The organism is Kitasatospora sp. DSM 101779, from assembly GCF_025655475.1.
In the GTDB taxonomy this organism is placed as follows: Bacteria; Actinomycetota; Actinomycetes; order Streptomycetales; family Streptomycetaceae; genus Kitasatospora.
Genome location: NZ_JAHTIK010000001.1, coordinates 203389 through 220381 on the forward strand (window position 1 = coordinate 203389; position 16993 = coordinate 220381).

Genomic DNA, 16993 nt, shown 5'->3' on the forward strand with positions numbered 1-16993 from the left:
CTGCGGGTGCTGGGCCGCGACCACCCACACACGCTAGCCACCCGACACGAGCTCGCCCGATGGCGAGGCCACGCGGGGGCTCCGGCAAGCGCTGCGGCCGCATTCGAGGAATTACTCGTCGAACGCCCTCAGGTATTGGACCCTGACCACCCCGACACCCAGGAAGCCCGACACGACCTCACCTGATGGCAGGAGGAGGAGGAGGAGGAGGCAGCCCCGGACACCAGTCCTGTCCGATGGGCCAATAATCCTGTCCGACAAGGGCTTGGCGAGGAACAACGTGGTGCTTCCCACTCTGCGACTCGTTGGGGTGGTGGGACGAGCGGCAGCGTCGGCAGCGATAGGAGCGGAGACCCAGATGCCGGGGCACGGAGGCATGTGGGCCGTTAGCCCAGGCAGCGGGTGTCTGCGAGGGGCGACAGTGTCCAAAGGTGTCGCCGGGCTTGAGTCACGGCGGTGCGGCCAACGCCCGGTCCGATCCCGACGGAAGCCAGGCACCAGCCAGCCCGCCGGGCGGGGGTCCCAAGACCGCAGCAACCGGACCGGGCGCATCCGACGCCTTGGCGCCCCAGACGGTGGGGTTCGTGCCCGAAAGAGCAGCCACAAGCAGTAGATGCGCAGATCGACGGAGGTAGAGACGCCGGCGACAGGAGCCGTTGCGGGCGGGGGCGACGGTCGCGGTGCTGGCGTCCAGGCGTGCGGCGCGGTAGGTGGCAGGCCGGCCCTCGGCGGCGAGCCGGGCCAGGCCTGGGCGCGTGTGTTGCGCTGGGGCAGCGGGACGCCAAGGACGGCTTCGGCGGTGCCCCGGGCAATCCGGGCCGGACGCCCACCCGGGCGCGCACGGGCGCTGCAGGCCGACGGGACAGCCGCGCACCCGCGGCCTCGTCCCGGCCCTGGCCCGCCGTCACCGCCCGCGCCTCGCCACCACGGGTCAGGACGGCGGTATGCCAGGCGTCGGCCGGAACGTGGCACAGGCCACCGCCCGTACCATCCGTCCCGGCCCGGAGGGCGAGGGCCACACCACCACGCCCGTTCGGCTCACCTTGACGCGTGCGCCGACCGCCACGGTGCTCGACTGGATCAGACCGCATCCAGCTGAAACGGACCCCACCATGGCGATCGCCGCAGTCTTCGAGATCCCGGGCATGACCCAGGACCAGTACGAGCAGAGCGCGGACAAGGTGACCGGCGGCCGCGGCCCCGTCACGAGCTCCGACGACTGGCCCGTACCCGGCCTCATCTCGCACACCGCCGCCCCCACACCCGACGGCTGGCTCGTCGTCGACGTCTGGGAGTCCGAGGAAGCCTTCCGCCGGTTCGGGGAGATCATCGTCCCGATCCTGCAGGAACTCGGCGTCGCGAACGCGCACCCGAAGATCTACCCGGTGCACACCGTCGTGACCAGGTAAGGGCTGCCCGACAAGGCCGCGGGCAGGACCACCCCGATCCGGCGCCGGAACCGGGCGCCCTCCCCGGCACCGACACCGGTGCCCGAGGCCACGCCGCCGTCAGGCGGCCGCACCGCACACGCCCGGCCCCATGGCGGTCCGGTACGCAGGAACCAGGGCCGAGGCACCGCGCCGCCGCACGGGCCGGTGCCGCGACGGGCCGCGGCGCTGACGAAGCAGACCCGCCGGGCGACAGCCGACGCGGGCGAGCGCTCGGCGGGGCGCGGATGCGGGAGGTGGAGCAGACGCCGAGTCAGTGTTGGCCCGGTCCCGCGACCGCCAGCGCCTCCACCACGACATCCGCGATCCGCCGCGGCTCCTCGCCGGGGAGGAAGTAGCTGGTGCCGGGGATCGTGACCAGCTTCGCGTGCGGGCAGGCTTCCAACGTGCGCCGCTCCTCGGTGGTGAGCCCGCCGTCGCCCTTCTCCGCGTGGACGACCCAGACCGGAACGCCGGCCGCACACAGGCGCGCGGCCGGACGGGCGTGGGCGCCGAGGTGGTCGAGGTAGCCGCGGAGAATCCGGCGCACCACACGCGGATCGTTGCTTCGCAGGTCGCCGAGCATCTCGGCCCGGCGCTCGGGCGACACCCGCATGCCTTTCGAGGCCGGACCCATGAGCTTCAGCAGGGCGGCAGCGGGCAGTGGGCCGAGGACATCGCCCAGCCGGCAGACGGCCCGGAAGAACGCGGGTTCGTCCGCGGGCGACAGGCTGATGCCCAGCAACACGGTCGGACCGGTGAACGCACCGGTCGCGACCATCTCGAGCGCGACCGTGGCGCCCATGCTGAACCCCACCACAACGTCGCTGGACTGCTCGTCGGCCAGCCGGGCAGCGTGCCGGGCAGCGGTACCGATCGCGAAGTCCTCCAGTGGTTCCGTCCCGCAGTGTCCCGGCAGGGTCGCGGCGACCAGCCGGGTCCCGGCGAGCACCGGCTCCGCCATCACCTCGGCGTACGACCGGGCGGGGTTCAGACCACCGGGGAGCAGCAGTACGGTCTGCCGGGCATCGGCCGGCCCCGAGACGAGCAGGTCCCACGCGACGTCCGTCGGATCCATCGGGTGTCCTCTCCGCACGCGTCCTGCACGCCGGGCCGGCGCCCCCCCGGTGCCCGAAGCGGGCGGCGCCGCGGGAGGGATTTCGTGCCGTCCCCCCTCTCATCGTGACGTCGGCGCACCGGCCGGGCCACCCGGTCAGGCCGGGCCCGGAGCGGGTTCCAGGAGCTCCGGGCCGTCGCTGCGGCGTTGTCGGCGGCGAGAGCGCGGTGGCGGTGTCACCCCGGCCGCGATCGTGTCCGCTGGCCTACCAGAATCGGAGTCCCTCGCAGCACCGAGCCGATGCGACGCGAGCAGGCGTACGGGCCTGCACGGCCGACGCGGCGGTGTGACGACCAGGGCCTCGTTCGGGCAGTCGGCCACGGGCTGGTGCAGAGCATCGGACTCGCGCCGGTTCACCGACGGGCCCCGCGTGAGGTGCAGCCGGAGCGGTCTCCCGCGGGGGCTTCAGCGGACGAGCGGTCGCCGGAAACGGCCACCCGGTGCTCGGGCGTTGGCCAGTGCGATCCCGTTGGTCATCGCCGGCCCTGCCGGCTCGGGAGCATCGCGAGGGCCCGCGAGCGCTGAGCGACCAGTTCGTCGTAGGTGCCGTCGCGCTCGGCCCACCGGTGCATCAGGACGCCCTTGACGAGGATCTCGCGCGGAGTGGGCTCGGTCCCCAGCAGGTTCATCACTTCGGTGGCGAAGTCGTCCAGCGGCAGGGCGTGCGGATTCACCTTTTCCTGCCCTGCCGTGGCGACGGCCGGGGGGACGAGCTCGACGACGTCGACGCCGGTGCCGTCGAGCTGCGCGCGCAGTGCCTCGGAGTAGGCGTGCACCGCGGCCTTCGAGGCGGCGTAGCTGGGCATGGGCGGGAACGGCAGGAAGGCGATGCCGGAGGTGACGGTGATGAAGGTGCCGGCGCCCCGCTGGACCAGGTGCGGAGTGAAGGCGTCGATGACCCGGATGGTGCCGAGCAGGTTGGTGTCGATCGTCGTTGCTGCCGTCTGGAAGTGCGCCGGGTCGCGCAGGTCCTCCAGGAGCATGACGCCTGACATCGTGACCACGGTGTCCAGCTCCGGGTATCGGGCAAGCGCGGCGTCACGGAAGGATGCGACCGAGGCACTGTCGGTGACGTCGATGCCGATCGTGCCGAAGCCTTCCTCGGCGAGTTCCGAGAGTGCCTCCGGGCTGCGGCCGCCGACGGCCACGGTGCTGCCCGCCGCAGCGAACCGTCGGGCCAGCTCCCGCCCGATTCCAGAGGTACCGCCGACGATGAGAACAGTGCGGTTGGAGAGATCCATGAGATCTTCCCTTCGGTCCGGGGCGCCGCCGGCGTTCTGGCCGGCGGCGCAGACAGTGATGCTCTCTGCCTCGTTCGAAACAGCGCCATCGCAGTCTTGACGGCTTCCGGCGGGTGTGGAACGGCCCCCGTCTTCCCTGGTCCTGCCAGGGCCCCCTCTGAGACACGCGCACCGCACTACGGTGTCGGTATGAAGGACGAGGAATCCGGCAACCGGCTCGGCAGCTACCTACGTGCCCGGCGTGAGCTGGTCTCTCCGGCGCAGGCGGGACTCCCGCCCGGCGGGAACCGGCGCGTGCCGGGCCTGCGCCGCGAGGAAGTGGCCCTGCTTGCCGGCATCAGTCCCGACTACTACTTGCGTCTGGAACGGGGCCGCGACAAGAACCCCTCGCCGCAGGTCCTCGACGCCCTCGCGCGTGTGCTGCGACTCGACGAGGTCGAGCGGACGTATCTGCTCGGCCTCTCGTCGGCACGCCCGAGAGCGCCGCGCCGCCGGCGGCCCGAGCACGTACCGGCACGGGTGCACGAGTTGCTCGGACACCTTCAGCTTCCCGCGTTCGTTGAAGGGCGCGCGTTCGACGTCCTGGCCTCCAACCCCATGGCGATCGCCCTCTCCCCCCGCCTGCGGCCCGGCGAGAACCGGCTGCGTTCCCTCCTCCTGGACCCCGAGGAACAGGCCTTCCAGCAGGACTGGGCGAGCGCCACAGCCGACTTCGTGGCCGCCCTGCGCACCACCGTCGGGGACGACACCGACAACCCCCGGTTCGTCGAGCTCGTCGGCGAACTCGCCCTGTCCAGTCAGCGGTTCCGCACCCTCTGGGCCCGCCACGACGTCCGTCCTCTGGACGGAGGCACGACCACGGTGAACCACCCCGTCGTCGGCGAACTCCGTCTCCACCGCGACAAGCTCGCCATCGACGACGTCATCCTCGTCATCTACTACCCCGACAGAGGCAGCGACAGCGACGAGAAACTGCGCCTGCTCGCCGCACTCGCACACAGCGAGCCCGCCGACACAGCGCACGGCAGACCGGCGGACAACCGCCCGCTTCCTGAAACACCCTGACGAACACCCACCGTCCCGCGTCCATGGCGTGTCTCTTTGATGCGCTGAGCTGTTGATCGGATGCGTCTGTCCGGTTGGTGATCAGTGAGGCGACGGGGGACCGGATCGAGCCGATGATGCCGGCCGATCCGGTCCGTGGGCGGCGGAGGGCCGACCGTCGGCGCACGCTCGGAGAGATTGCGTGGAAGTACCGCACGCGCTCGCCCCTGCGGGACCTGCCGGAGGGGCCGGACCCGTTCCAGACCGCCCCCAAGCGGCTGTTGCGGCGCGTGGGCGACGGCACCGGCAGCGGATCTTCGTCGCCGTCCCGGCTGCACCGGATGCAGCCGACGACATCGGCTGGACCGCGTCGGTGGACTCGACCGTGTGCCGGGCCCACCAGCACACCGCCGGCGCCCGCAGAAGGTGATAGGAGCCGCGGCGAGCCGGACGGCCACACCACCGGTCGCTCGCGCGGAGGCCTGAGCACCGAGGTCCACCTGCCGAGCGGCGCCCGGGCACGCCCGCGGGCTCTCGTCCTGACCGCCGGACAGGCCTGCGACGCACCGGCGTTCACGACCGTCATGTCCGCGATCCGCGTTCCCCGCCCCGGCCCGGGACGACCACGCACCCGGCCCGACAGGGTGATCGCGGACCGCGCCTGCTCAGCTCGTACGATCCGCTCCACCTGCGGGAACGCGACATCCGCGTGGTCATCCCGCAGCCGGTCCTTCGCCGGCACCGCCCAGCCGGGTGGTGGCCGTGGCCGACCCGGTGCTCGTGGCCGCCGGCCCGCAAAGGTGATCAATGGCCGGCCGCCGCTGCCTACCGGCTGCGCCCGGTGCGGCCGTCGTACTCCTCGCGGGCGGTGATGACGTCCTCGATGTGCCGCACCGACCACTCCGTGAGCGCCTTCAGCGGTTCCCGCAGCGTCCTGCCGAGCGCGGTCAACTCGTACTCCACGTGCGGCGGCACCTCCGGGTAAACCGTCCGGCTGACCAGCCCGTCGCGCTCAAGGGTGCGCAGCGTCTGGGTGAGCATCTTCTCGCTCACACCCGCCAGCGCCTGCCGGAGCTTGCTGAACCGGGAGGCCCCGTTCCGGCCGAGCTCGCCCAGCACGAGGACCGCCCACTTGCTTCCGATCTGGTCGAGCAGGTCCCGTGACGGGCAGCCCCGCTCGTACGGATCGAAGGACGGTATGGGCCCGGTCACGTTCTCGACAGCGGCCATACAGCTCACCCCAATGCTTTCGCTCAGGTAAGTACCCTACCAAGAAGTGGCTACTTCCCAAGAGAGAGTGAGCAGCTCAAGCTGAGTTCCGTCCCGCCGCGAACGAACCGCGGCAGGCGCACGAGGCACGTGCGGAAGGGAAGGACCATCATGTCGATCGTCGTCACCGGAGCCACCGGCCAGCTGGGCAGGCTCACCGTCGAAGCGCTGCTGCGGCGCGGTGTCCCGGCCGCGGACATCATCGCGACCGGCCGGGACACCGCCGGAATCCAGGACCTGGCCGACCGGGGCGTCACGGTACGCCGCGCCGACTTCGCGGACACCGGCAGCCTGACCGGGGCCTTCGCGGGAGCGGACAGGCTGCTGCTGATCTCGGCCTCGGTCCCCGTGCACGAGCGGGTCGCCAACCACCGCCGCGCACTAGACGCCGCGGCCGCCGCGGGCGTGTCGATGGTGGCGTACACGAGCACGACGCACGCGGACACCGCCACCACCGTCATCGGCGCCACGCACGGCGAGACCGAGCAGTACCTGCGGGACCGCGAAATCCCCAGCGTGGTGCTGCGCAACGGCTGGTACCTGGAGAACTACACCGGCCAGTTGCCGCAGATCCTGCACAACGGCGCCGTCGTCGGCGCCGCGGGCGAGGGGCGGATCAGCGCCGCGTCCCGCGCCGACTACGCCGAGGCCGCCGCGGTCGTCCTCACCGGCGAGGGCCACACCGGCGCCGTGTACGAGCTCGGAGGCGACGAATCCTTCACGCTGACCGAGCTCGCCGCCGCGATCTCCGCTGCGGCCGGGAAGCAGGTTGCCTACGCCGACCTCCCGGTGACCGAGTTCGCCCAGGTACTGGCCGCCGCAGGCCTGCCCGCCGAGTTGGCGGAGGTACTCGCCGACGCCGACCTCGGCCTGGGCCGCGGCGAGATGTACACCGATTCCGGCGACTTGCGCCGCCTGATCGGCCGCCCGCCCGTGACTCTGGCCGAGGCACTCGCGGTCGCGCCGTTCTAGCCCAGGTCGACCACACGCAAGGACCTCGCCCGTCACCCGCCCACCCGGGCGGACGAGGAGGCGGACCGCGCTGCGCTCCGCCTCTTCGCGGTCTTTTATTTGGGTGGGGCCTCCCCCGGCCCACACCGTTTCACCTCTCGTCACCAGGCGCAGCTCCTCCATGAGATCACCGAGGCCCTGCACTCGGAACCCGGGTGCACCGATAGCTGCAGTCGCCACGGCCCCGACGAGTGACGTGAGGTCAGGGACGGGTCGAAGGGGAACGCGGGGGCCAGGAGTCACCCGCGGCATCCAGCGCACGGGCGTCGACGAGGGCAGCGGCGAGGCCCACCCGGCCGAGGGCGACGAGCAGTTCGGCCGTGCCACACCGTCGCGGCATCCGGTCCGGTTGCCGCGACGGTGGAGAACTCCGAGCACCGGCGCGGCCTGTTGGTTCATCACCTTCATTCTCCGGCGGTCCGTCGGTGGCCGAGGGTCACCGGGGCGGGAACCGCCCGACCTGTTCGTGAGCACGATTCGCCGCAGACTCAGGAGTCCAACCACCGTTGAAGAGTCGTCTCGACCTGGGGTGACGACCGGCTTGGTGTCTCCTCCGCCCGCCCTGGTCCGCCAACGCCACACGTCCGCGTCCGTACGTGGAGAGCGCTCGCGCAAGATCCCCGAACGATGCAAGTCTGCACAATACGAGGAGCTTCGAGAGCGGCTGTCCCGAGAAGCGCGGCGCAACGCAGAGGAATGCGGCGCGTTTCGACCGGTATCGGGAGCGCGGCACGCAACTGTCGGCACCGGTCTTCATCCCACCGCCGCAGACGAGTTGACAGCGTCGGGCGACCGGATGAGGGTCTGAAGTGGGAACTGCCGGGCAGTTTCCAGGTTCCGGCCACGCGGTAGCGCTCCCAGCACTGCCGCCCCTGCTGTCGACCCGAACCGTCGGGCATGGAGACAGCTTTCGCCGTCAACCCCGGCGCATAGCCGGTCGCCCCACTGTGCCGGGTGCTCAGCTCGCCCCGCGCGACCTACTACGTCCGGCCGGCCGCCGGCCCTGCCGCTGGGGCCCGCGAGGGACAGGAGGAGGATCTGTTGGCCGAGATCAACGAGATCCACACCGTCTCCCGCGGCGCTCACGGACTCCGCAGAGCCGTGCCGTGCCACGCCGTCGCGGCATCCGGTTCGGCTGCCGCGACGGTGGAGAACGCCGAGCACCGGCACGGCATCAGGGCGTCGCCCGTTGATGCGAGCGATCCCGTACCTGCCCGCATGGAGGGATGGCTGTACCCCGCCACCGTGCTGGAGTCGGCCCACCCGCGAGGCCGCGCCATGCACTCCGACCACGCCAGCGAGTGCGCATCGAACGAATTCCGAAAGGAGATGGCGACGTTGGGGATGCGACTGTCCATGAGGGCGGACCAGGTCCGCGACGACGCCGCCGTGGAAGATTCTTCGGCCCGCTCACGGCGGAGATCGGTACCCCCGCGCACGGATACCTCACTCGCCCGAGCCCCGCCCGTCCCCGGCGGGAGCTCACACCGTTGCCGGTTCGGTGCATTGAACGGCCGTGCGGAGACCTGAATTCCGCAGTCCATGGCATCAATCACCCCGGATCCAATTCCACCACCGCTTTGCGCCACCGAGGTACTGCGCAGGAAGGTTTCAGCAACACAGCGACCGCCCGAGACGATCGATTGGCATGGCAGCGCGATGAAGATTGTGACATATTCGATCGCGACAATCGCGATGGTTTCACTGACGCTACCGCTGGAAGCAAGCCAGAAAGTTGACCCCACCCCGAGGGGAATTCCGGGGGTTTGGTCACTCGACTGGTCCGACGAATTCTCTGGAACACAGGTCGACCTGACCAAGTGGAACGTCGCCGGTCATGCGCCGGGCGGGGCGATCAATTGCTACGACTTCAATCAGGCCCGGGTGTCGAACGGATCGCTGCACCTGGTCTTGGAACACCGCACCGACACCTGCGCCGACGGGGCTGAAACGCGTCCGTACGTGTCAGGCAGCGTCTCCGCCAAGGCGACGTTCACGTCAGGAGCTTTCGAGGCGCGAATCAACGTTCCCGCGGCCCTTAATGGGCGCGTCGCGAACTTCCCCGCCTTTTGGCTGGTCGCCTGGCCGGCGGTGGGTGAGATCGACATATGGGAGGGCCTGAACACATCCGGCAGCTGCTGGTCCGTGCATCCTCAACCGAACGATCAGGCGCCGGCGGGATGCGTGGCGCCGACCACCGGATGGCACACGTTCGGCGCGGAGTGGGTTGCCGGACAGCGCGTCGATGTGTACTACGACGGGCGGAAGGTCGGCTCGATGCCCTGGACGGGGGTGAACGGCCAGTATCCCGTCCTCGACAATGCCGTCGCGACCTGGTCATCCATCCGTGTACCCGCCGACCTCCAGGTGGACTACGTAAGGCACTGGACCAAGTGACGGACAATTCCGTGAACCTCAGGACGGACATGCACGATGGGTCCCGGCCTCAACGGGGCACGCCGGACACGGGACGGCGAATACCTCGGCGGGCACGGTCCGGCCGGCCGCAGCGCCATCCGGTGCGATGCGGCCCCGAGTTGCCCACACCCGTCCCGGCACTACCGGCATCCAATGGGCGGCCGGCGGCCGCGAGCGCACTGTCGCCCTCCTCAGCGACAACACCGTCCGCTCCTGGGGCGCCAACGGCTCCGACCGACTCGGCAACGGCACCACCACCGCCGGCAGCACACCAGTGACCGCCCTCACCGCCTCACCGCCCTCACCGGCGTCGACAAGATCGCCGCCCTGCCGCCGGCGACTTGGGCCTCGCCAACTGACCCACCGACAGAACACCACGGCGACCCGGCCCGGCACACCCCACCAAGCCGGGTCGCCGACCCCACTCAGTGCCGGCCCCCGACACCTCGAAGCTGATCGACAACCAAGCCCCGGCCCGGCTCGATTGTCGTAGCCGACACCCTGCGCAACTCCTACGCAGGACAGCCCAACCACTGCCCAGCCGGGCGACGTCCGGGCTTCGACCCCGAAGCGCCCGGTCCCCCCACCGCTCGCAGCGCTGCCGGCCTCGCCCTCGCGCCTCCGTCTCCCGTACAGCGCCGCTGAGCACAGGCTCCACCTGAAGTGCACCCGCTACCAGCAGCTGCATCCTCCCGACCATCGGTGAAGGCGAACTCGCAGGCGAGCGATAGGGTCACCCGCGTGCGGTCCTGACGCAGACCCACCGCAGGCGGCACGGGAGGCCGGATGACCAGATGGCGGCGGTTCGAGCGGCAAGAGGCAACGCTCGAATACTGGGAGATCCGTCAGGAAGGCATCCGCTGCTTCCTCCGCTGGGGCTCCGACCGAACCCCCGGCAAGGCGAGCACAACAATCCTCGACGACGAGGAACAAGCGCGGCGCCACGCAGTACGCAAGATCAACGATCGTCTTCGCAAGGGCTTCACCGAGGTGGAGTCTCCTTGCGATCCCGCAGAAGCCGAGGCCGGGACACCGGTGCTGGACGTCATCACCAGGGCCGCCGGCACCTACGCGCCGGTGCCGGAGTTCCTGCCGGTCGACGGTTTCGACCAGGTCTTTCGCTGCGCGCGCACGCCCGACCACCCGATGGGCTTCTTCGAGTACTACGTGCTGCGCGAGCAGGGTCGCAGCGCGGTCCGCTTCGCAGTGCGAGCCGGCAGCCACCAGGACGCGGTGGTTGCCGGGTTCCTGGACTTCCTCTGCTCCAGGCGTGACCTCGCCTTCGACGGCCGGTCCCACCACAAGGTGGCATTGCCGAGTCCGGTCGGGTCCTTCGACCACGCGCTGTTCTGCTCGCCGGCGCTGGGCCGGGCCTGCGCCGCGTATCCGGCAGCGGCAGCGCGGGTCGCGACAGCCTTCCCCATTTTCAACTGCGAGATCGGGGACGAGGATCCGGAGGTGCTGGTTGACGCCCGCATCCACGGTCACGCCTCGCTGCCCTACAGCGACTGGGGACGATCGCCATATCCCGCCGTTGACCTGCGCTTCGACATCCAGCCGTCGTTATATCGACCGTCACCGAAGTTCAAGATCTATCGGCCGAGCGACGTCCAGAAGCTCCTGGACGTACTGCCGACGGCATCGCCACAGAGCTGGCTGGAGGTGCGGTCCTTCCGAGGCGAGACCGCGTGCCTGCAACCCGACACGACCATGTCCTTCACTGACGTGTTGTCCCTTCTGATCGACTGAAGAAACGGCCTGGCTGCCGTCGGCCGCAGTCCCTGGGCTTCCCAACGTCAACAAGCCGCAGCGGTGAACCTCTCGGTCACGGCAGTAGCCGGAAGTGAACGACTCTCCATGCCGAAGGCCCACCGCAGCTCCTCAGCCAGGGATCCACGGGCTGACCGCGTCCATCGGGCGATCAGTGCCAGTAGTGGTCGTTCCAGGTGCCGCACGGCCACTGGATGATCTTCTCGCCGGCGGTGGTGCTTGCGCCGGGGACGGCCAGGCACTGGCCACTGTTGTGGTTCACGATGTGGAGCCGGTTGGTGGAGTCCAGCACGAAGGCCCAGTAGTGGTCGCTCCAGGTGCCGCAGGGCCACTGGATGACCTGGGTGCCGGCCACTGTGCTGGCGCCGGGGACGGCCAGGCACTGCTGGCTGTTGTAGTTCTGGACGTGGTACCAGTAGACGCCGATGGAGTCCTTGAACTGGTAGTAGGCGGACCAGTAGTGGTCGTTCCAGCTGCCGCACGGCCACTGGATCAGCCCGGTGCCGGCAGCGGTGCTGCCGCCCGGGACGGCCAGGCACTGGCCGCTGTTGTTGTTGACGATGTGGTCGTAGGCCCCGTTGAAGCCGAGGCTCCGGACGGCCTTGTCGCCACCACCAGCCGAAAGCAGGGCTTGCAGCTGCTCCGGGGAGAGTGAGGTGGATCCCCGCAGGGCGTCCTGGACGGTGCCACCCACTTGGGCGGCCGGGTGCGCCGCGGCGGTGCCAGCGGCGGTGAAGGCGAACGCCGCGACGGTGAGCACCGCCACCGCGGCCCGTGCGAGACGACCGGGTACATGCACGTCGATCCTCAAGGCGACTCCTGTCGGATGGGCTGCCAGGGCGTGCCGGCCGGGAGTGCCGATGCCACGCTCCCCCGCCCGGCCAGCACCCACCCAACCCCCGCCGGGCATCCATCCAACACCCACAAATTAGCCATGTTCACGACAGTCCGGCCGCGGCGACGGTCGGTCGGCCCGCGAGGACGCTCGTAGGCGTCGTGATGGGACTCAGGTGCTGTCGGGCAGCGCACCTTGGTCGGCGGAGACTCCCCGCACACTCGGAGACGGTGATCCGCTGGGCGATGATCGGCGTGATGGTCCGCCGGCTCGAGGCCGAACAGCCAACCGGCAGGGCCCACGGCTCCTGGCCTGCTCGGGTCAGGTGTCGCAGCTCCGTCCCAGCCTGGGGCGCTGCGAGCATGTTCACAGCCCGAAGGCGGACCGCCCCGTCCGGATCATCGAGCAGTTCGCCCGCCAGCGACAGCAACACGCCGCCCACAGAAGGCCGGTCAACGAGGAGTCGCCACGCGGGATCCATCGCCTCCCTGCACAGCAGGGCGTCCCCGGTCCGCCTCCCTGCCTCGATCACCCGCGTGAGAAGGGAGAGCTGCGACGCCGGGGCATGCTCGAACAGGCGGGCGACCCGCCAGAGCACGATCTCGCGACTGCAGGGTCCCTCGACGTCCGGAACGAACCACACGTCCTCGAATCGTGGCCGCACCGCAGCATCGGAGAACACCTCGACCAATCGATCCAGATGACGCACAGCGGAATCGGGTTCGGGACCGGCCGAAGCATAGACAGCGGCGACCCACATCACCGCATCGTCCCCACACAGCACGTCCGCAAGGACCGCTCGTGCCGCTGTGGCGGCATCCTGGTCGGTCCGTGGGTCGGCTGCGGCCTCACCGAGGGCCGGCAGCACGGACAACCGTACCGACGGGTCCGTCTCCACCCGCCACCGCTCCAGCAGCCGGGCGACGCCGCCCGCCAGGGGGAACCGCTGCCCGCCGCACTGCCGGCTCCGGGTCCGGGTCCGGGTCCGGGTCCGCGAGCAAAGGTTCGGGCTGCCGTCCAGTCCTCTGAACCCGTGATGTCGGCGAGGGTGTTCCCGTGGCCGTCGCCGACATCACGTGGAGCCCGCCGGGTCGGTGTCAGCGGACCGGTTCGAGATGGTCGGCGCCCGGGCGGCCGGCGTTCAGCTGGGCGGCGAGGAAGCGGGCAGCGCGGTCGAGTGCGGCGTCCGCCTCGTCGAGGCGGCCGTAGTGGTGCTGGAAGACGTGCGGGAGGCCGGGGCCGACTTCGAGCGTGACCTCGACGCCGTCGGCACCCGCACGGCCGGCCAGCCGGACCGCGTCGTCGAGGAGCACCTCGTTCGCACCGACCTGCACGAGGAGTGGGGGCAGTCCGGTGAGGTCGGCGAACACCGGGCTGGCCAGGGGATGCGCCCTGTCGCCTGCGCCCACGTAGAGATCGGCGTAGGCGCGCAGGTCGGCCTCGGTGAAAATGGGGTCGGCGCTCTCCTTGGAACGGATGCTTCCTCCAGCGAGGGTGAGGTCGGCCCAAGGAGAGAAGACGACCACGGCGGCCGGTTGCGGCAGTCCGGCCTCCCTGGCGGCGAGCAGCGTGGCGATGCTCAATCCGCCACCGGCGGAGTCACCGGCCAGGACGAGGTCCCGTGGGTCGGTGCCCGCCGCCAGCAGCTCGCGGTAGGCCGCGAGCCCGTCGTCGACGGCCGCGGGAAAAGGGTGCTCGGGCGCCAGCCGGTAGTCCACCGACGTCGCGCACAGCCCGGCGCGGCGGGCCAGTTCACCGACCAGCCCCGCGTGGGTGTCCGGCGAGCCGATGACGTAGCCGCCGCCGTGCAGGTAGAGCAGTCGGCCGCGGCCGGAGGCTCCGGCCGGTTCCAGCTCCAGGGTCGGTCGCCCGCCCAGGACGGACCTGCGGGTGGCCACGTCCGCCGGCGCGGGGCGGGTGAGGGCCGCGGCGAAGCCGCTGCGCTGCTCCTCGGGAGTGGGACGCGTCTCGCTGCGTGGGGCGGAACGGAGTATGGCGTCCAGGGCGTCGCGCTGCTGTCGGGACATGTGGGGCCTCCATGGGTCGGGTGCGAGGATGGATTCCTTGGAATCCATCTGCCAGACCCCAACCGGATTCCGAGGAAGATGATTCCTGGGAATCTACTGGAAGGCCCAATGTGAGCCACATCACTCCGATCTTCGCCGATCTGGTCCGCGTCGAGACCCGGCTCTACAACGCCGTGAGCGTCCGGTTGCGCGCCGAACAAGGACTGGGGCTGGGGCAGTTCGAGCTCCTGGAGATCATCGACCGCGTGCCGGGGTGCCGTGTGCTCGACATCGTCGGCGAACTGGCGATCACCGTGGGGGCCGTCAGCAAGGCGGTCGACCGGCTGGTGGCCGCGGGCTGGTGCCTGCGGGTCCCACACCCCCAGGACCGCCGCTCGTCCGTCCTCCGCCTCACCTCCGCGGGTGAGGAGCAGTTGTCCGCTTCCCGCCCCATTGTCGAAAGCGAGCTCGTCGCACTGACCGCGGCGGTCCCCCCTGACGACCTGGCCCGCATCGCCTCGACCCTGGCCGCCCTTCGCGCAACACTCGAGGCGAGCAGCCACGGCAGCCCGGGATGAGGGGACATGACCCGCGAACGGCATCCGACCCCCAGAGTCGAACGACACTGCTCGGCCTCACAAGGCCGACATCAGGAATTCAGCGCCCCCCGCCCCGGCAGGCATGAGCCCGCGGCTTCACACGTCGCGGCCAGGCCAGCAGGTGGCGGGCGGCCGGCCGCCCTGTCCCGGGCCGACCACGGCGCCATCGGCGACAATCCCGACCTCATCCTCGCCGGACAGACCCTCCATCTCCCCTGACGCCTGTGGCCGACTCCAGGTCGCGGGGCCGCCATGCGGGGAGCACCGCTCCGCCCGCACCTCGTCCGGCGCAGCGGGTGCCGGAGGGAGCTCGGACCGGGTGTCGCGCGGTGCGAGGGGCCGCGGCAGGGAGCGGTCGCGGTCCGGCCGGCCGGCCCACCGGGCCGGATCGCACTGCGTGGATCAGGCACTGTTCTGCCATGCCGTGGAGCGGTTTCGCGGCCCGCGGGGTTGTCCGCGGGTAGGCGGGAGCGGAGGTCCGCGGGCATGGGGCCGGGCGGTCGGGTCGCGGCGGGGTACGGGGATCGGCAGGCCGGCGTCGACGCTGCCGCGCAGGGCACGCAGGTCCCGATCTCAGTCTTCCTGCCGGGCCGCGTCCGGCTGGGCGTGGTCCGCGTCCGGGCTCGGCACCTGGTGAAGCTTCGTCAGCAGGGCGATCAGCGCCTGGCGTTCGGCCGCATCGAGAGGGGACAGCAGCTCCTCGTTGGCGCGTTCGCCCAGCTCGGCGCAGCGTCGCAGGGTTCGGGTCCCCTTCGTCGTCACCGTCACGGCGTTCTTGCGCCGGTCACGCGGATCGGGTTCGCGGACCAGCAACCCGGCGCCCTCCAGGTGGTTGAGGAAGCCGACCAGGTCCTTGGCGTCGATGGACAGTCGGCGCACCAGATCGGCCTGGGCGACCGGACCGTACTCGAACACGGCCGCGAGTACGGCGTGGTGCGGCAGCTTCAGTCCTTCCCCGGCGATCGCCTCGGCGACCAGGCTGCGGCCGCGGGCCGCCACCCGGCCGACCAGCCAGCTCGGCAGGGACTGGATGTGCTCCAGGGCTCGGAAGGGCTCAGGGGGCGTCATGGCGCAAGGCTAGCGGGTAATCGTTGGACATCCCCACGAATCTCCCCGTAGGCTGCCGCCAATTCATTGGGGATCCCAATGAATTCTGTTCCGCACTCCGGAGGTGTGTCCATGCGTCGCGTCCGCTACGAGGTCAACGGTGGTCCCGAGGTCCTCTTCGTCGAGGAGACCCCCGCTCCCGAACCGGGCACCGGGGAGCTGCTCGTCCGGACAGAGGCGATCGGAATCTCGCTCCCCACTGTCCGGAAGGTTCGCGAGGGCAATGGGCCCGGCGTCCTCGGCGGCGAGGTGGCGGGCACGGTCGCCGCCGTCGGCGAAGGTGTCACCGGGTTTGCGCCGGGTGACCGCGTCACCGGCATCTGCTTCTCCCACTCGTACGCCGAACTGGCCCTGGTGCACCAGGCATTCGCCTCGCACGTCCCCGACCGGGCCGGCGCCGCCGACGCGATCGCACTGGTCCGCAGCGGCCTGGTGGCGCGCGGGGCCTACGAGGCGGGCCGCCCCGCTCCGGGCGACTCCGTGCTGGTGACGGCGGCGGCCAGCGCGGTCGGCACCCTCGCGCTGCAGTACGCCAAGGCCGGCGGGGCCTCCCGCGTGGTCGCGGCCGTCAGCAGCGCGGGCAAGGCGGACTTCGTTCGGGCGATGGGCGCCGACGAGGTCGTTCTCTATGCGGACGACACCTGGGGCGAGCCGGTCGACGTGGTCCTCGACGGCGTCGGTGGCGACCTCCTCGGGCCGGCCGTACGCGCCCTCGCCCCCGGCGGGCGGCTGGTCGCCTTCAGCTCCGGCGGCGGCACGGTCGACGCCTTTGAACTGCTCGTACGCAGCGCCTCGGTGATCGGCTTCCAGATGGCGGCCATCGCCCGGAACCAGCCCGAGCTGTACGCCCGTTGGCTCGGCGAGCTGTGGGAGCTCCACCGCGAGGGCGTGCTCCGCACCAGCGTCCACGCCGAGATACCGCTCGCGGAGGCCGCCCGCGCCCACGAGATCGTCGAGTCCCGCCGCAACCTCGGCAAGGTCGTGCTCGTCCCGTAGGAGCTGTCCGACAGATCCCGTGACGGCTCGAGCGGCCAGGACCTCTCCCGGCCTTCGCTTCAGCGGCGCGAAAGGCCGGCCGAACCACCCGCACTGCGACAGCGGCACGCCCGCGAGCGCGGAGAACATTCGGCGCAGGTGGTGCTCCGAGGT

Annotated in this window: 14 protein-coding genes and 1 pseudogene; 8 read left to right on the forward strand and 7 right to left on the reverse strand. The window is 70.9% G+C overall.

All coding sequences use genetic code 11. The annotated features are described in order from the left end of the window. Positions 1 to 1112 precede the first annotated feature (1112 nt). Complete coding sequence (locus tag KSNIM_RS00880; RefSeq protein WP_263101255.1) at positions 1113 to 1409, forward strand: hypothetical protein; 297 nt, start codon at positions 1113 to 1115, stop codon at positions 1407 to 1409. 292 nt (positions 1410 to 1701) lie between these two features. Here the strand turns inward: KSNIM_RS00880 and KSNIM_RS00885 are convergent, their stop codons facing one another. Together KSNIM_RS00885 and KSNIM_RS00890 are read right to left on the reverse strand one after the other, a co-directional pair. Further along, on the reverse strand, positions 1702 to 2505 hold the full coding sequence (locus tag KSNIM_RS00885) for an alpha/beta fold hydrolase (RefSeq protein WP_263101256.1): 804 nt from the start codon (positions 2503 to 2505) through the stop codon (positions 1702 to 1704). A 512-nt stretch (positions 2506 to 3017) separates the two neighbouring features. Beyond that, complete coding sequence (locus tag KSNIM_RS00890; RefSeq protein WP_263101257.1) at positions 3018 to 3785, reverse strand: SDR family oxidoreductase; 768 nt, start codon at positions 3783 to 3785, stop codon at positions 3018 to 3020. Positions 3786 to 3974: 189 nt separating this feature from the next. Between KSNIM_RS00890 and KSNIM_RS00895 the strand changes: the two genes are divergently transcribed. Both KSNIM_RS00895 and KSNIM_RS00900 read left to right on the forward strand, forming a co-directional pair. Then, positions 3975 to 4850, forward strand: a complete 876-nt coding sequence (locus KSNIM_RS00895) for a helix-turn-helix transcriptional regulator (RefSeq protein WP_263101258.1) — start codon at positions 3975 to 3977, stop codon at positions 4848 to 4850. Between the two features lie 113 nt (positions 4851 to 4963). Further along, positions 4964 to 5583 (forward strand): annotated as a pseudogene (locus KSNIM_RS00900) (transposase); the annotation flags it as partial. Positions 5584 to 5654: 71 nt separating this feature from the next. On the opposite strand, the gene KSNIM_RS00905 reads toward KSNIM_RS00900, so the two are convergent. Next, on the reverse strand, positions 5655 to 6059 hold the full coding sequence (locus KSNIM_RS00905; protein ID WP_263101259.1) for a winged helix-turn-helix transcriptional regulator: 405 nt from the start codon (positions 6057 to 6059) through the stop codon (positions 5655 to 5657). Positions 6060 to 6209: 150 nt separating this feature from the next. Between KSNIM_RS00905 and KSNIM_RS00910 the strand changes: the two genes are divergently transcribed. The 3 genes from KSNIM_RS00910 (at position 6210) to KSNIM_RS00920 (ending at position 11276) form a co-directional block, all read left to right on the forward strand. Beyond that, complete coding sequence (locus KSNIM_RS00910) at positions 6210 to 7070, forward strand: SDR family oxidoreductase (RefSeq protein WP_263101260.1); 861 nt, start codon at positions 6210 to 6212, stop codon at positions 7068 to 7070. Between the two features lie 1581 nt (positions 7071 to 8651). Beyond that, the gene (locus KSNIM_RS00915) at positions 8652 to 9506 is read left to right on the forward strand and encodes a glycoside hydrolase family 16 protein (RefSeq protein ID WP_263101261.1); all 855 of its coding nucleotides are present in this window, start codon (positions 8652 to 8654) and stop codon (positions 9504 to 9506) included. Between the two features lie 807 nt (positions 9507 to 10313). Then, positions 10314 to 11276 (forward strand): WGR domain-containing protein, encoded by a 963-nt coding sequence (locus KSNIM_RS00920; protein ID WP_263101262.1) that lies wholly within the window; start codon positions 10314 to 10316, stop codon positions 11274 to 11276. Between the two features lie 172 nt (positions 11277 to 11448). Here KSNIM_RS00920 and KSNIM_RS00925 read toward each other — a convergent pair whose 3' ends face one another. The 3 genes from KSNIM_RS00925 to KSNIM_RS00935 form a co-directional block, all read right to left on the reverse strand. Then, positions 11449 to 12108, reverse strand: a complete 660-nt coding sequence (locus KSNIM_RS00925) for an RICIN domain-containing protein (protein ID WP_263101263.1) — start codon at positions 12106 to 12108, stop codon at positions 11449 to 11451. A gap of 127 nt (positions 12109 to 12235) precedes the next feature. Beyond that, positions 12236 to 13030, reverse strand: a complete 795-nt coding sequence (locus tag KSNIM_RS00930) for a hypothetical protein (RefSeq protein ID WP_263101264.1) — start codon at positions 13028 to 13030, stop codon at positions 12236 to 12238. A gap of 199 nt (positions 13031 to 13229) precedes the next feature. Then, a complete protein-coding gene (locus KSNIM_RS00935; RefSeq protein ID WP_263101265.1) occupies positions 13230 to 14159 on the reverse strand; it encodes an alpha/beta hydrolase in 930 nt (309 codons plus the stop codon). 110 nt (positions 14160 to 14269) lie between these two features. Here KSNIM_RS00935 and KSNIM_RS00940 point away from each other — a divergent pair, with 110 nt between their 5' ends. Beyond that, positions 14270 to 14716 (forward strand): MarR family winged helix-turn-helix transcriptional regulator, encoded by a 447-nt coding sequence (locus KSNIM_RS00940; RefSeq protein ID WP_263101266.1) that lies wholly within the window; start codon positions 14270 to 14272, stop codon positions 14714 to 14716. Positions 14717 to 15310: 594 nt separating this feature from the next. Here KSNIM_RS00940 and KSNIM_RS00945 read toward each other — a convergent pair. Continuing rightward, the gene (locus tag KSNIM_RS00945; protein ID WP_263101267.1) at positions 15311 to 15805 is read right to left on the reverse strand and encodes a MarR family winged helix-turn-helix transcriptional regulator; all 495 of its coding nucleotides are present in this window, start codon (positions 15803 to 15805) and stop codon (positions 15311 to 15313) included. Between the two features lie 111 nt (positions 15806 to 15916). Between KSNIM_RS00945 and KSNIM_RS00950 the strand changes: the two genes are divergently transcribed. Continuing rightward, positions 15917 to 16840 (forward strand): zinc-binding alcohol dehydrogenase family protein, encoded by a 924-nt coding sequence (locus KSNIM_RS00950; protein WP_263101268.1) that lies wholly within the window; start codon positions 15917 to 15919, stop codon positions 16838 to 16840. The last annotated feature ends 153 nt before the right edge of the window (positions 16841 to 16993 follow it).

Excerpts from the sequence above, each read along its gene's own strand:
- KSNIM_RS00920 (WP_263101262.1), top strand. The coding sequence starts at position 10,314 with ATGACCAGATGGCGGCGGTTCGAGCGGCAAGAGGCAACGCTCGAATAC.
- KSNIM_RS00910 (WP_263101260.1), top strand. The coding sequence starts at position 6,210 with ATGTCGATCGTCGTCACCGGAGCCACCGGCCAGCTGGGCAGGCTCACC.
- KSNIM_RS00890 (WP_263101257.1), bottom strand. The coding sequence starts at position 3,785 with ATGGATCTCTCCAACCGCACTGTTCTCATCGTCGGCGGTACCTCTGGA.
- KSNIM_RS00935 (WP_263101265.1), bottom strand. The coding sequence starts at position 14,159 with ATGTCCCGACAGCAGCGCGACGCCCTGGACGCCATACTCCGTTCCGCC.
- KSNIM_RS00895 (WP_263101258.1), top strand. The coding sequence starts at position 3,975 with ATGAAGGACGAGGAATCCGGCAACCGGCTCGGCAGCTACCTACGTGCC.
- KSNIM_RS00945 (WP_263101267.1), bottom strand. The coding sequence starts at position 15,805 with ATGACGCCCCCTGAGCCCTTCCGAGCCCTGGAGCACATCCAGTCCCTG.
- KSNIM_RS00885 (WP_263101256.1), bottom strand. The coding sequence starts at position 2,505 with ATGGATCCGACGGACGTCGCGTGGGACCTGCTCGTCTCGGGGCCGGCC.
- KSNIM_RS00950 (WP_263101268.1), top strand. The coding sequence starts at position 15,917 with ATGCGTCGCGTCCGCTACGAGGTCAACGGTGGTCCCGAGGTCCTCTTC.
- KSNIM_RS00915 (WP_263101261.1), top strand. The coding sequence starts at position 8,652 with ATGGCATCAATCACCCCGGATCCAATTCCACCACCGCTTTGCGCCACC.
- KSNIM_RS00880 (WP_263101255.1), top strand. The coding sequence starts at position 1,113 with ATGGCGATCGCCGCAGTCTTCGAGATCCCGGGCATGACCCAGGACCAG.
- KSNIM_RS00905 (WP_263101259.1), bottom strand. The coding sequence starts at position 6,059 with ATGGCCGCTGTCGAGAACGTGACCGGGCCCATACCGTCCTTCGATCCG.